Here is a 14,608-nt window from a genome sequence, read left to right as displayed (position 1 = left end):
TGATTCAATGTAAAATTAATGTAAACCCGCGCTACTTGAAGTCAACCTCAAGTAGCAGGTTTGTACCCGTATAAAAGGCTATTTATTTTTATTATGCTGTTCTGCTAAATATAACCAGGTGGGTAAAACAGTGTCAGGGTTCAGTGATAAACTTTCAATGCCCTTTTCAACTAACCAAGCAGCAAAGTCAGGGTGATCTGACGGACCTTGACCACAAATACCGACATATTTCCCACGTGCCTTACAGGCGTTAATCGCCATTTCTAACAAAATTTTAATCGCAGGATCTCGTTCATCAAACAGGTGAGCCACTAAACCAGAGTCACGGTCTAAACCTAAAGTTAATTGCGTTAAATCATTAGAGCCAATAGAGAAACCATCAAAGTAGTCTAAAAATTGATCGGCTAATAAAGCATTCGATGGTAATTCACACATCATAATAATACGCAGTCCATTTTCACCACGTTTTAAACCATGCTCTGCTAGAATATCAATAACTGCAGCGGCTTCGCCCAGGGTGCGAATAAATGGGATCATAATCTCAACATGGGTCATGTCCATGTCGTTACGTACGCGTTTAATCGCCTCACATTCAAGCGCAAAACAATCTCTAAAATCTTTCGATATATAGCGTGAAGCACCACGGTAACCTATCATAGGATTTTCTTCTTCTGGCTCAAAACCTTCGCCACCGACTAAGTTTGCATATTCGTTTGATTTAAAATCAGACATACGCACAATAACTTTTTCAGGCGCATAGGCTGCAGCTAAAGTAGAAATACCTTCAGTTAGCTTAGCAATGTAAAATTCAACGGGGTTGTCATAACCGGCAATAATCTCGCGAATTTCTTCTTGAAGTTCTGCTGATTGTTCGTCAAAGTTCAAGAGTGCTTTGGGATGAACACCAATCATTTTGTTAATGATAAATTCTAAACGCGCCAAACCAATACCGGCATGTGGCAAACGAGCAAAGGCAAAAGCACGATCCGGGTTACCCACATTCATCATTATTTTCAATGGTAACTCTGGCATTGAGTCCACTTCTGAAGTGGTAACGGTAAAGTCCAATTGACCTTGATAAATAAAGCCTGTATCACCTTCAGCACAAGAAACGGTTACTTCGTCACCTGTAGATATTTTACGGGTCGCATCACCGCAACCAACCACCGCTGGAATACCCATTTCACGGGCAATAATTGCGGCATGACAAGTTCTCCCGCCACGGTTAGTCACAATAGCGGAAGCACGTTTCATAATAGGCTCCCAATCTGGATCCGTCATATCGGTAACTAACACATCACCCGGTAAAATTTTATCCATTTCAGCCAGTGAAGATAAAACTTTAGCTTTACCACTGCCTATTTTATGACCAATTGAGCGACCTTCACAAATAATGTTGGCGCTAGATTGTAATTGAAATTGCTCCATCACATTAGCATTTTCACGGCTTTTAACTGTCTCTGGTCGCGCTTGTACAATGTACAACTTACCGTCTAAACCGTCTTTAGCCCATTCAATATCCATAGCACGGCCATAATGTTTTTCAATCACTACCGCTTGCTTCGCTAATTCTTCAACTTCTTGGTCTGTAAGAGAGAAAGTATCTGATTGCGCTTGATCAATATCAACAATTTCAACTTGTTTACCGTGTTCTGGATTATCCGCGTAAATCATTTTAATGGCTTTACTACCAATATTGCGGCGTACAACCGCAGGCTTACCTTTGGCTAATGTTGGTTTATGAACATAAAATTCATCAGGGTTAACCGCGCCCTGCACCACCATTTCGCCTAAACCGTAGCTTGACGTAATGAAGACTACATCTTCAAAGCCTGATTCAGTATCAATAGAGAACATGACACCACTAGAAGAAATATCACTGCGCACCATACGTTGAATGCCGGCAGAAAGCGCAACACCACGATGGTCATAACCTTGGTGTACGCGGTAAGAAATAGCACGGTCATTAAAGAGAGAAGCAAATACGTGTTTAATCGCGATCATTACCGCGTCTAAACCGCGAACATTGAGGAAAGTTTCTTGTTGGCCGGCAAAAGAAGCGTCGGGCATATCTTCAGCGGTTGCTGATGAACGTACAGCAAATGAAGCGTCATCGGCAAAGCCACCGGCAAGTTTTGCATAAGCTTTTTCAATGTCTTGCTGCATATCAGGTAAAAATGGCGTCTCAATAACCCATTGACGAATTTTACCACCACACTCAGCTAAGGCATTAATATCACCAACATCTAAATCATCTAACAGCTGATAAATTTTGTCGTTCAGACCGCTTTGTTCTAGAAATTCATTAAAAGCAAATGAGGTCGTTGCAAAACCACCCGGCACTTGCACACCAACATTTGAAAGATTAGAAATCATTTCACCCAATGATGCATTTTTACCGCCTACGCGATCTACATCATTCATGCCTAAATCTTCATACCAAAGCACATATTCTTGCACGACAACATCTCCAACAAATTAATAAAATTTAAGAAAGCAATTTTAAAATAATCTAGTAACCCGTAGACAGAAAATAGCCTAAAAATAGCTTTCTTAACGCTTTTATCAAAGTATGTTTCATTAAATGGTTTATTTCACGCTGCAGACATTTTACACTGCTAACCTTGAAACTAAAGCACTATTTGCAAGTTTTCACTCGGGACGATGGCATTATCCCCTATTCATCACAGCATAATATATAGGATTAACTATGCGAGCAGCTTTTTATATTTCTGACGGTACAGCGATCACATCTGAAGTTTTTGGTCATGCATTATTGTCACTTTTTCCAATGGAATTTGAACACGACACCATTCCTTTTGTAGAAACTAAAGAAAAAGCACTTGAGGCTTGCAAGCGGATAAATAAAGCGGCAAAGCGAACTGGCATACCGCCATTGGTTTTTCATACCTTCGTTAATCCAGATATAAGAGAGATTATCGACGGCTGCGACGGCATTATTTATAATTTTCTCGAACACTTTATTGCGCCACTTGAACAACAGCTTGGTCTCAAGGCTAAACCCAAAGCCCACAGAACACATAGTATTCATGAAAATAGTTATGACTATCGCATCGAGGCGGTTAACTATTCTATGGCAAATGATGACGGTTCAAATGTCACTAACTATGAGCATGCTGACGTAATACTGGTGGGTGTTTCCCGCTCAGGTAAAACACCAACAGCGCTTTACTTAGCTCTGCAATACGGTATCAAAGCAGCAAACTATCCCTTTACTGACGATGATATGGACGAACTTAAAATACCCGCTTTTTTAAAAATGCATAAAAAGAAACTCTTTGGTTTAACCATAGATGCAGAACGTTTAGTCGATATTCGCGATGGTAGAATGGCCAATACTAAATACTCTTCAGCTCGCCAATGTCGCATGGAAGTAAGAGAAGTTGAAAAACTATATAAACAAGAGAAAATTCCGTTCCTAAATACCACTAAGCTTTCTATTGAAGAAATAACCGCAAAAATATTGTCAGAAACAGGTCTTCAGCGCTATAAATATTAGCTTAAGAGCATTTAGTTATATAATAATCTTAGAAAGCGGTTCACTTAACCAACTATTTTCGTTATGTTAGCGCGATATTATTATTGCGCTGCATAGCTATATGCAGGCTAACAAGTATTTGATAGCCCATGACCATAAAAACTGATGAATTTAGAACCACATTAATTGACAATTTAGTTTCTCCTGCTGAACTTGCTCAACAGATCCCACTTGACGATGAAACCGCGAATTTTATTATCAATAGCCGCAAAGATATTGAAGCCATTATTAAGGGTGATGATAAACGTTTACTGGTCATTATTGGCCCTTGTTCTATTCATGATACTGATGCGGCAATAGACTACGCTAAAAAATTAAAAGTCTTGCAAGAAAAATATGCTGATGACTTATTGATTGTTATGCGGGTATATTTTGAAAAACCACGCACAACGGTAGGTTGGAAAGGTTTAATCAGCGATCCTGATTTAGATAAATCGTTCCAGGTCGCCAAAGGCCTCAACCTAGCACGTAATTTGCTACTGCAAATTAATAAATTAGGCTTAGCGGCCGGCACTGAATTTTTAGATATGGTTACTGGCCAATATATTTCCGATTTGATCAGCTGGGGCGCTATTGGCGCACGTACCACAGAAAGCCAAGTACACAGAGAATTAGCCTCTGCGCTTTCTTGCCCCGTTGGCTTTAAAAACGGTACCGATGGTAATATTCAAATTGCGGTTGACGCCATTAAAGCGGCCAGTGTTCCACATGTACTTTATTCACCGAATAAAAGTGGTCAAATGTGTATTTATCAAACCCATGGCAACCCTTTTGCCCACGTTATTTTACGCGGCGGTAAAACACCTAACTATCAAGAAGAGTATATCAAGGCCACATGCGAAACATTGACTAAATCAGCATTAGCAGAAAAAGTGATGATCGATTGTAGTCATGGCAATAGCTATAAAGATCATAATAAACAAATGGATGTAGCACAGTCACTGGCTGAGCAAATACAAGCTGGCAATCAGTCAATATTTGGCGTGATGATTGAAAGCTTTTTAGTTGAAGGTAATCAAAAAGTTGTTGCCGAGCAACCGCTTGTTTATGGACAAAGTATTACCGATAAGTGTATTAACCTAGATACCAGTGAAGAAATTCTCAGTGTTTTAGCAAATGCGATTAAAGCAAGAATGTTATAGTGAGTATTTCACAAAATCTGTTACAGGGTCAGTTAAGTCTCTGACTTAGCCTTTGGCTGCTTGCTTATTCATAGTTTGCCTATCCTAAACCTTAGTTGGGTATTAATGATAGGCAGTTACGCAGATTTTTTTACAGAGTTCTTTCTAAGTGATTCAAGCCTTATATTTAAGTAAATACTACTTAAATATAAGGTAATTACATCGACAGCACATTGCTTATTAATAACTCGCCGCACTTGATGCGCTTATAAATAATTACCCTGTGCATCAAGTGCATTGACCCGCAATGTATCAGGATTTGAGTCAGTCGCATCAGGTATCCACTTACTCAAGCATTCTCTGTCTTCAACACAAGGATCTGTTAGTACTTCCAGAAAAGCCAACAATGCTTCGACCTCAACATCGGTTAAACTAATATCCTCAATACTGGTGATACCATTCACTCTGTTGGTCACCAGCTTATCAATCGCAAATTGAGTATTAGCCACCATATCAACCGCTTGAATATTCGGAGCTAATTGAGAGAAGTCATAGTTGTTCAATTCTTGTTGTGGATTTAAATGCGTGCGTATCGCTTGTTCAAGTGTTGCTGATCCTCCTGCATGTCCCCAAGGGCCTGTCGCAGTAACATTAAGTAGCGAAGGCGTTCTAAATGCATATTTGTCTTTTTCATCTCGCGTTTCACGGAATCGACCAAAGTCTTCCGTGCCAAAATCACCATCACCTTTACCTCGTCCTATCTGGGCCATACCAATGACATGAAAACTCTCATCTGTGAAAAAATCGCCTGAATGACAAGAGCTACAGTTTGCACCACCATCTTGACGAGTATTAAAGAATAACAATGCGCCACGTTTAGCGGTATCACTAATGGCAGAATCATCACCTTGCACATATTCTTTCCAGGGTGTTTCAACAAAAACCTGCGAACTTTCATACTCACCAATGGCATCAGTAATGTTATCAAACGTAATTAATTCTTCTGCTGTTCCATCAGGAGTCGAAAAGGCTTTTTTAAATTCCGCTAACCAGTAATTAACAATTAACTTTCCACCTAAAGGATTACCATAATCGCCTAAACGTTGTTCTAAATTTTGTCTAACTTCAGTATTATTTGTCCCATCAAAAGTGGTGAAATTTTTCATTTCTTCTTTTGATGTCACCGGAAACCTAGCTTGAGCCACCACTAAATTTACACCCGCATTACTATCAACTTCACCAAAAGAAACATCTGGTGTACGAATTCCTAAACCATCATTACCGCCCAATTTAGGCGTTTTTCCTAAGCTTTCAACTCGACCATCATGAAATAAAAAATTATCCCATAAAGCGATATTAAAGGTTGTTGGTGCGTTTCTAGGCACCGTGGGGCCGCCATCAAAATGTTCACCATTTGTACTATGAAATCGACCAGGACCTAACAAATCATCTACTTCAGCATCAACACCGATCGGTAAAACAAGATCATCACCACCACCTAGCATAGGATGATGACAGGTAACACAGGCAGAATCGAGATCACCACCTAAGCTTTTAGTAAAAAAGAGTTTCATACCTAACTGAGCTTTGGGTGCCTCGATATCAGGTAATGTTCTTCCTGTACTAGGGTCTCCTGTCAATTTTTGTGTAACAATGATGGCTCTAATATCCGCATCTAGGGTCGATGCAACTGGAACAGGAGGAGGGATTAAAACCTTATCAGGCTCTTTATCATTACAACCCGCTAAAAGTATTGATAGCACAAGAAACAAGGAGTTGTTTTTTAGGCGTGTTTTTTTTGAAAAACGATTTATTATTAAACGAAATTTATGTCTATGATTCATATTGAGTTCTCGACTTCTATTAAATATCATTATTTAGTTAATTAATTATTTAATTTAAATTGTAATTAACTAAAAATTAGTTAATTACAAAGCTATCGACGATTTTATAAACTACCATGAGATATTTCAGGCTGTAAAATAAGCTGATGTTCATGGGTATTGCTTTGCACGTCAAAGTAACCCACCATTTGCATGGAAAAGTGATCCACCCTAGCAGTCATATTATTACCTTTTATTTCATTTTACTTCTAGTTGTTTCTAGTTATTTCTCATTGTTTTTTTGAACTGATTCTTTAAATGGTTAACTATCATTAGCTGTTTCGATTATATGACAGTGTTGAGTTAGCCTATCGAGTAGTGCCCTTGTTCTTTTTACATCGCTAAACACTTTCAACCATTACGTAAAATTCAAGTTAGGTGTGGTGATGATGCTTGATTTTTCATAGAAAAAGCTCAGTAAATCGAACAATAATGCACCTTCTGCCTGACTAAAGGGTAGATAACCAAGTTCATCCAACACGATTACTCAGCATTAAAAGTGCTGCTTATAGGCATTGAACAGTTAGATAAAAGAGATGTACACAAAACAAAAAGACAAGGCTATTTTTGATGATTCACCAGGAACCGGCCCACAACTTGCTCCACGTTTATTAGTGGCTTCTGGTCATAATCGAGAGCGTTATAATGATGTTTCTGAGCTTCAAAAGTATACGGTTATTGCTTTTGTTATTGTTATTGAACGCAATGGCAGAGAAACGGACACATTGGCGATATACTTGTCTTACTTTGTTAAGACAAATCTTAGTTGAATGGGCCGGTGTTTCGATACGACATTCATTCTTGGCAAAGGCTTATTATGAGCAAAAAAACTAAGGGTAAGCTGCATAATAGTATCATAAAGTCGTTGTATTTAAGTGGAGAAGGATAATCATTCGGTGCTGAAAAACCAACACGCTGTATGATGAATCAACATACTTGGCAGCACTAAAACAAAGAGGCTCACCGCCATTAACATTTGCAATAAATAATAGTTGATTTGTTACTAGCGGTCCACCTCATGCCATGTTGTGAGTAAATTACACCGTAATTTTGATCTGTTTAATTACCTTCGCAGGATTACCACCGATGACAATATTGCTACCAAAGCTCTTTGTAACTACAGCCCCTGAAGCAACAACTACGTTATCGCCTAAAGTCACTCCAGGATTAATTGTCGCTTGCCCCCCAATCCAGCAGTTATCTCCAATAGTAATTGGTTTGGCAAGCTCTAATCCGCTAATTCTCTCAATTGGGTCTAAGGGGTGGGTTGCAGTATAAATACCTACTTGTGGCGCAATCATACAATTGTCACCAATTCGAACTTCTGCTACATCCAAAATAACGCACGCAAAGTTAACGTAAAAGTTTTCTCCAACGTGAATGTTAGAGCCGTAATCACAGTTAAATATTGACTCAATATGTATATTTTTACCCGTACTGCCGAATAGAGACTTTAATAATTTAGTTCTTACCTGTAAATCTGCTATGGAGGTTTGATTCAATTTTTCTGTCGTTAGGCGAGCATTTAATCTCATTTCAACAAGTTCTTTATTGCTAGGGTCATACAATTCCCCTGCTAGCATTTTTAATTTCTCTGACACTTGATCAATCTCCTTGAGTTGCATAACAGCTTATTAGCGAGCATTTCAGTTTAAAACAAAATACTCAAACAATTTTTTCCATGTGTAAGTTACTTTTTATCAATTATTTTAATACGTTACCAGTAATTATTTACCTTCTCAAACCAAAGCTCATTTGGAGAAAGTGAGTATTGGTATATGTGCGCCCTTACACAACTCGCTATGTAATATTTCTAATTGATTTATTTTTTGTAAAATAATCAATTAAGGGATCATTCTTTAATATTCGTGCCGCTTAAAAAATTACATAACGTGCCATCACCTTACGTTTTCATATAAAAATAATGGTAACTGTGTTGGATATACCGCTACCATTTTAGGTTAAATAAAATGGGAAATTCACCTTTTTTAGAACGAGTTCGAACTGAACTTCTCACCAGACGGTATAGCTTAAGAGCTGAGAAAGTTTATTTACATTGAATTAAGACTTTTATTCTTTTCAATGATAAAAAGCATTCAGAAGATATGGGGAATAATGAAATTAAAAGGTATCTGAATAACCTTGCTGTAAATCGACAAGTCAGTGCCGCAACTCAGAACCAAATATTATGTGCCAATATATTTTTGTATAGATATATCGTCAATCGAGATATTACTGACTTACGTTATTCTTTTACAAAGCTTGAGAAAGCCATGCCAACGTTACTAACACATGAAGAAGCAACAGCTATTATTAGCAAATCAACTTCAACACAAAAGCTAATCGCATCTATATTATACGGGTGTGACTTTGCTAAGAGGCAAATGATAGTTGGCTATAATGCGCGAAGAAAAGTCGACTATCATTTGTTCGTTTGAGCAAATTTATATACTTACATTTCGCGCAATCATTAAAACTTCATCATCAGAATAAAGGTTTTTAATTGTGGCCTCAATTTCAGCGCCTAAAGTACTTTTATATAATTGCTGAGCGAAATTATCTGCACGTGTTGTTACTAAAATATGCTTAAGTGTTGAACCATTCGATAACAATTGCTTTTTAAGTAAAGGGAGTGATTTCATTATTAATTGACGACCATGCCCCTGACCTTGGGAAACAGGTAATATAGCTAATTGTTCAAGTTCAATAACCGCTTCAGGACGAAAACCACTTTTTTGTCCCCATGTTATATAACCAACAATTTTTCCATCCTTTTCCCCGACAAAACTTAAAACTCTAGGAAAAGCATTAAAGCTACATTGCATCCATTCAAATGAATTTTTTTGCCTGACGAAAGCTAGTTTATGAACATTAGCAACGCTTTCTAAATCATTTTTCCCCATGAATCTAATTTTCATACAAAGAGCCTAATTTGAATAAATATAGACACAATGACTTCCCACGAGGTGCTAGCCTCCAAACGTGGGTTAGTTATACAAAACAGAGCCATAATATATGTGTCAACAATATAAAACAGAGGTTAGCATGATTAAACATAGCATACTTTTTATCAGCTTAGACACTCACAAGTCATTTACTCAGGAACAATCAGGAATGGTAGGTCTATGCCTACTGCAGGCTCAAACTTGCCGTTACTTACTCAAAAGCTTATGTCTCTTTCAGGCAAAAGTAATCAACAGAAGATAATCTCATTGATTGGTAATATAGCATTACGGATGACGAGTAGACTTTGCATTCACTCTACTTGAAAAACCACCCATAAATGAGCATACCGAGAATATTCTCATTCACGACGAGATTAACCAACATTTTTCAACACGTTAATATGAAGTGCTATTTAGAGTAATTAATATACTTAATTAAAGGCTCTACTCAATTTTATATCTTACTGAGTAAATTAGAATTCGAAAAAATCAGACTTACTGTAAATCCTGTGCATAAAAAAGCCAGTAATCAAAATGATCACTGGCTTTTTTTATGCTGATTTTTTAAACTATTTTAAAGCTACCTTGCTTATTAATAGAAGTTAGCCTTAAATTCAACACCCCAAAAGCGAGGTTCATTAACAAAACCTGTTAAGTTGTTGAAATCGATAGCACCTGTAAGTTTCTCTTCATCAGTAATATTACGACCAAAAACAGCTACTTCGTATTCTGCGCCATCTGAGTACCATTCGTAACCAACACGAACACCACCTTCTAATAATGCATCACCGGTAAACTCTGTTGACTCGTATAAGAAGAAGTTAACTTCGCTACGGTAAGACCAATCAGTGTAAACATAAAGTTGACCTTCACCCATCTCTTTCGTCCAACGGGCCGCTAAGTTTGAAATCCACTCAGGCGATTGTGGTAATGAGTTACCATCAATCAAGGCTAAACCGTCACTATTTAATGGTGAAGTTACCGTACAACCACCGCCACAACCAGGTACAGCAACATTGCTATCTTGCAATTCTGTGTGGTTATAACTTAGGCTAGCTGTTAACGCTAGGTTGGGGGTAATAAAGTATTCTGAGTCAAGTTCAAAACCATAACCTACTGATTTATCTGCATTCAGTAAACTTGCTACGTTACCCGTACCACCAACAGCAGTTAGCTGCTGGTCGTTAACAACGTAGTAATATACTGAGCCATCAACGCGAGCGGTGTTTTCTAAAAATACTGATTTGAAACCTGTTTCTACAGAATCTACTGTTTCAGAATTTGCTGTCGTTGAATTTGCCGAGAATAATAAGCTACGACCTTGAATGCTTGGCGCACGGTAACCGCGAGCTAAACGTGCATAGACGTTAGTTTCATCATTTAGTGTGTAAGTAGCACTTAAGTCACCACTGACTTGTGAGTCTTGCACATTATTACTTTCAGAAAAACTTGGCGCACCAAATGGTGACTGAACTAGTTGACCATCCCAGTCACGTTTATCATCTGAATAGCGTAAACCACCGTTGATGTTTAACTGATCAGAAACTTCATAATCAAGTGATGCAAAAACTGCCCACGCTGAAGTTTTCATTTGTTGTGTCGCAATACCATCTTGAACACCGCCGCCTAAGGTATTAAAACTTAAATTATTAATCGTTAAGTCTTCATCAAATAAGAAATAACCGAATTGATAATCTAACTTACCTAAATCGTTACTCGCAATACGTATTTCTTGGGTCAGTTGCTTATGATCTGGCATTTTAGCGCCAGTTTCAGAAGGGAAAGGAATAAAACCAGGTCCCATATAATTATCTAAGAATGCAGCACCGTAACCACCATCAATATCGCCTACTGAAAACATTTCAGCTGACTCATAACCGGTGACAGATGTTAAGGTATGACTACCCATATTGTATTCAATTTTTAAGCTAGCGCCTTTCATATCAACCGTTTGGTTGTTACGAACAGCCGCATCTTGAAATACAGTTTCGCGGTCAAAATCATCAATTAAGTCATTAGTGCCAGGTTTAATGATATTGGCTCTGAAAACGCGTGAATCGGCTTGAGCATCACGATAATGATAGTTAAACAACGCAGAAAAGTCGTCATTTGGTTCCCATAATAGTTGCAAACGACCTGCAGTTTCAGCGTAACCGCCTAATTGATCTTCTTGCTCAAAACCGGGTGCTTTGTTGTCAATCCAATCATCACGGTCTTGTTGTAGTAATGCGATGCGTGCTGACAAAGTATCGGTTAAGCCACCACCAACAGCAACACGAAAATCAGTGCTACCAAAACTACCATATGAGCCAGAAATATTGGCATCAAAGTCTTGTGTTGGTTTTTTCGATTCTACTTTCACAATACCTGCTGGGGTATTACGACCAAATAATGTACCTTGAGGACCACGTAAAACTTCTACGCGTTCAATGTCGAACATTGGCATACCTTTAGTTAAGGCATTTTCTAATACAACGTCATCATAAATCAATGAAACGGGTTGTGATGCTAGCAAATCAAAATCTGTATTACCTAAGCCACGAATGTAAAAACGTGGGAACGTACGTCCAAAAGAAGACTCGATTAATAAGCTCGGCACTTTTGCAGACAGTGCTCTAACATCCATCCCTGAAGAACCTAATACTTCAAGTTTTTTAGCGGTAAGTGCTGATACTGAAATCGGCACATCTTTTATGTTTTCAGTACGCTTACGCGCGGTTACTTCAATAACTTCAACGCCGACAGCATCACTTTTATTAGCATTTTCTTGCGCTACAGCAGCGGTAGATGCGCCTGCACCACACGCAAAAATAGCCGCATTGACGCAAAGCGCGAGCGACGTTTTATTAAAAACATTCATTAAGTACTCTCCCAAGAACTGTTTATGTTTTGTGTAAAGATTTTATTAACCTGACATTCTATATTGAATGTCAGGTTATTAGTGTTGTTTCATAGCTCAAGATCAGACAAAAAGCTTGTACCATAAGGCATCTTATCTAATTTAAATAATTCTGCGATGGTTTGACCAATATCTGCAAAGGTACTACGTTCGCCAATATTAACAGATCGTATCTGTTTGTGGAATGCAATAACAGGTACATATTCACGTGTATGGTCATTACCATGCCAAGTTGGGTCACAACCATGATCTGCGGTTAAAAAAAGTACATCATTTTCATTCATAGCCGCAACCACTTCGGGTAAACGCTGATCAAAATTCTCTAATGCCAAAGCGTAACCTATCGGATCACGGCGATGGCCGTAGTCTTGGTCAAAATTGACTAAATTAGTAAATATCAGGCTATTGTCTTGTGCCGTATTGATATGTGAAATGGTCGCATCTAATAAAGCATCAATACCCGTGGCTTTAGTTTTTTCACTAATACCTTGGTGTGCATAAATATCGGCAATTTTACCTACACTGATGACATAGCCACCCGCTTGGGTAAAGGTGTCTAATACTGTGGGTGCTGGCGGTAAAATAGAATAGTCGCGTCGATTACCCGTTCGGGTAAAATCTTCAGGGCTGCTGCCAATAAAAGGTCTGGCGATAACACGGCCAACATTTCTGTCAGCAAGTAACTCGCGCACTGTTTCACAATATTTATAGAGGTTATCCAAACCAAAGTGTTCTTCATGAGCCGCCACCTGAAACACGCTGTCAGCAGAGGTATAACAAATAGGCAAGCCAGTGTTAATGTGCGCTTGCCCAAGCTGGTTAATAATATCGGTACCTGATGCATGGCAATCGCCTAAAATACCCTTATAGCCAGTGGCTTGATTGATTTTTTCAATCAAATCTGCGGGGAAAGCGTTACCTTTTTTTGGAAAGTAGTCCCAATCAAATAATACTGGCACCCCCATCATTTCCCAATGGCCACTTGGCGTATCTTTACCTGTACTGATCTCAGCCGCATAACCATACGCACCCTGCACAGGTGCTTGCTTTGCCACAGGGAAACTAGCTTTACCCGCTTCAAAAGCGGCTTGCACTAAGCCCATTTTTGCTAAATTAGGTAATTTAATTTCACGTTTTTCGTGCTGATAAAAATGTCGTGCTAGGTTAGCAAAAGTATTGGCACTGATATCGCCAAAGTCTGCCGCATCGGGCGCATGCCCAATACCAAAACCGTCGATTACTAAAACTATTGCTCTTGCCATTTTAATTTCCCGTTATTAGATCGTTGCATTTTAACAAATTCTTCAAATTTATCCTCGTTTATAGCGATAAATTTCATGACCAAATGGTCAGCATGTGGTACTTTACCAAGCAATAAATTATAGACAATAGATATTTTATAAATATTTAAGGCACAGAACACCCTTTTGCCTAAATTTTAATGAATTTCAATATAATTAGTTCATAATATGAATGCGTTGACTTATTCACAACAGCATCACAATAAATAATAACTTAACCCTTTTTTAATCACATTTTTAAGGCTCTCTGTTTTGCAAACCAATAAACCGACGATTATTGCGGTAACCGGTGCTTCGGCATCTGGTAAATCACTTTTTGCGCAAACTATTTACGATGAACTATTACCTGAGCTAGGGTCAAGTGGTATTGCTATTATCAAAGAAGATGCTTACTACAAGCATCAATCGCATCTCTCGATGGCTGAACGTATAAAAACAAATTATGATCACCCTAACGCTTTTGAACATAGTTTGTTGTCGCAACATCTAAGTCAGTTAAGTGCAAATAAAAGCGTTGATATACCCACGTATTGTTATAAAACACATACCCGATTAGATGACACTCAACATTTAGCACCAACACCCATCATTTTAATTGAAGGTATTCTTTTATTTGCCGATCAAGAACTGAGAGACAAATTTGATATTAAAATATATATTGATACCCCGCTCGATATTTGTCTAGTGCGCAGAATAAAGCGAGATACCCTTGAACGTTCTCGCAGCATAGCGTCAATCACCGAACAATACTTAACCACAGTTCGACCTATGTACCACCAACATATACAGCCAAATAAAACCTTTGCCGATATTGTAGTGACGCGTGGTGGCAAAAATAGAATGGCAATAGAAATGCTAAAAGCAAAAATTCGTCAACTCATGCAAAGACGTCTTTAAATT

11 protein-coding genes and 1 pseudogene are annotated in these 14,608 nt (G+C 38.3%); 5 read left to right on the top strand and 7 right to left on the bottom strand.

The annotated features are described in order from the left end of the window. Positions 1-78 precede the first annotated feature (78 nt). Positions 79-2,460 carry a phosphoenolpyruvate synthase gene (gene ppsA, locus H4J65_RS14575; protein ID WP_182198654.1) on the bottom strand — a complete coding sequence of 794 codons (2,382 nt, stop codon included), beginning with the start codon at positions 2,458-2,460 and terminating at the stop codon, positions 79-81. Positions 2,461-2,710: 250 nt separating this feature from the next. On the opposite strand from ppsA, the gene H4J65_RS14570 reads away from it, so the two are divergent. After that, positions 2,711-3,520: a pyruvate, water dikinase regulatory protein gene (locus H4J65_RS14570; protein WP_182136805.1), complete on the top strand. Its 810-nt coding sequence runs from the start codon at positions 2,711-2,713 to the stop codon at positions 3,518-3,520. Positions 3,521-3,648: 128 nt separating this feature from the next. Then, positions 3,649-4,701 (top strand): 3-deoxy-7-phosphoheptulonate synthase, encoded by a 1,053-nt coding sequence (locus tag H4J65_RS14565; protein WP_182198653.1) that lies wholly within the window; start codon positions 3,649-3,651, stop codon positions 4,699-4,701. Between the two features lie 245 nt (positions 4,702-4,946). Here the strand turns inward: H4J65_RS14565 and H4J65_RS14560 are convergent, their stop codons facing one another. Both H4J65_RS14560 and H4J65_RS14555 read right to left on the bottom strand, forming a co-directional pair. Beyond that, positions 4,947-6,524, bottom strand: a complete 1,578-nt coding sequence (locus H4J65_RS14560) for a cytochrome-c peroxidase (RefSeq protein ID WP_182198652.1) — start codon at positions 6,522-6,524, stop codon at positions 4,947-4,949. Positions 6,525-6,825: 301 nt separating this feature from the next. Then, positions 6,826-7,050: pseudogene (locus tag H4J65_RS14555) on the bottom strand (ATP-binding protein); the annotation flags it as partial. Between the two features lie 49 nt (positions 7,051-7,099). Here H4J65_RS14555 and H4J65_RS18080 point away from each other — a divergent pair. Continuing rightward, positions 7,100-7,333 (top strand): hypothetical protein, encoded by a 234-nt coding sequence (locus H4J65_RS18080; protein ID WP_259367630.1) that lies wholly within the window; start codon positions 7,100-7,102, stop codon positions 7,331-7,333. Between the two features lie 267 nt (positions 7,334-7,600). On the opposite strand, the gene H4J65_RS14545 is transcribed toward H4J65_RS18080, so the two are convergent. Further along, positions 7,601-8,164, bottom strand: a complete 564-nt coding sequence (locus H4J65_RS14545; RefSeq protein WP_310649945.1) for a sugar O-acetyltransferase — start codon at positions 8,162-8,164, stop codon at positions 7,601-7,603. Positions 8,165-8,623: 459 nt separating this feature from the next. On the opposite strand from H4J65_RS14545, the gene H4J65_RS18310 reads away from it, so the two are divergent. Then, the gene (locus tag H4J65_RS18310; RefSeq protein ID WP_404851955.1) at positions 8,624-9,001 is read left to right on the top strand and encodes a phage integrase N-terminal SAM-like domain-containing protein; all 378 of its coding nucleotides are present in this window, start codon (positions 8,624-8,626) and stop codon (positions 8,999-9,001) included. Positions 9,002-9,007: 6 nt separating this feature from the next. Here the strand turns inward: H4J65_RS18310 and H4J65_RS14535 are convergent, their stop codons facing one another. From H4J65_RS14535 to H4J65_RS14525, 3 genes are all read right to left on the bottom strand, one after another. Then, a complete protein-coding gene (locus H4J65_RS14535; protein WP_182198651.1) occupies positions 9,008-9,481 on the bottom strand; it encodes a GNAT family N-acetyltransferase in 474 nt (157 codons plus the stop codon). Positions 9,482-10,100: 619 nt separating this feature from the next. Then, the gene (locus H4J65_RS14530) at positions 10,101-12,368 is read right to left on the bottom strand and encodes a TonB-dependent receptor (RefSeq protein WP_182136809.1); all 2,268 of its coding nucleotides are present in this window, start codon (positions 12,366-12,368) and stop codon (positions 10,101-10,103) included. Positions 12,369-12,457: 89 nt separating this feature from the next. After that, complete coding sequence (locus tag H4J65_RS14525; protein WP_182198650.1) at positions 12,458-13,669, bottom strand: phosphopentomutase; 1,212 nt, start codon at positions 13,667-13,669, stop codon at positions 12,458-12,460. A 291-nt stretch (positions 13,670-13,960) separates the two neighbouring features. Between H4J65_RS14525 and udk the strand changes: the two genes are divergently transcribed. Continuing rightward, a complete protein-coding gene (udk, locus tag H4J65_RS14520; protein WP_182136811.1) occupies positions 13,961-14,605 on the top strand; it encodes a uridine kinase in 645 nt (214 codons plus the stop codon). The last annotated feature ends 3 nt before the right edge of the window (positions 14,606-14,608 follow it).

The organism is Colwellia sp. MB02u-9 (genome assembly GCF_014077085.1).
Lineage (GTDB): Bacteria > Pseudomonadota > Gammaproteobacteria > Enterobacterales > Alteromonadaceae > Cognaticolwellia.
The sequence above is the reverse complement of the archived record's forward strand: the minus strand, read 5'-3'. Positions and strand labels throughout refer to the sequence as shown.

Bases quoted from the DNA above. Each gene is read 5' to 3' on its own strand.
- H4J65_RS14570 (WP_182136805.1), top strand. From the start codon at position 2,711: ATGCGAGCAGCTTTTTATATTTCTGACGGTACAGCGATCACATCTGAA.
- H4J65_RS14565 (WP_182198653.1), top strand. From the start codon at position 3,649: ATGACCATAAAAACTGATGAATTTAGAACCACATTAATTGACAATTTA.
- H4J65_RS14560 (WP_182198652.1), bottom strand. From the start codon at position 6,524: ATGAATCATAGACATAAATTTCGTTTAATAATAAATCGTTTTTCAAAA.
- H4J65_RS18080 (WP_259367630.1), top strand. From the start codon at position 7,100: ATGTACACAAAACAAAAAGACAAGGCTATTTTTGATGATTCACCAGGA.
- H4J65_RS14535 (WP_182198651.1), bottom strand. From the start codon at position 9,481: ATGAAAATTAGATTCATGGGGAAAAATGATTTAGAAAGCGTTGCTAAT.
- H4J65_RS14530 (WP_182136809.1), bottom strand. From the start codon at position 12,368: ATGAATGTTTTTAATAAAACGTCGCTCGCGCTTTGCGTCAATGCGGCT.
- H4J65_RS14525 (WP_182198650.1), bottom strand. From the start codon at position 13,669: ATGGCAAGAGCAATAGTTTTAGTAATCGACGGTTTTGGTATTGGGCAT.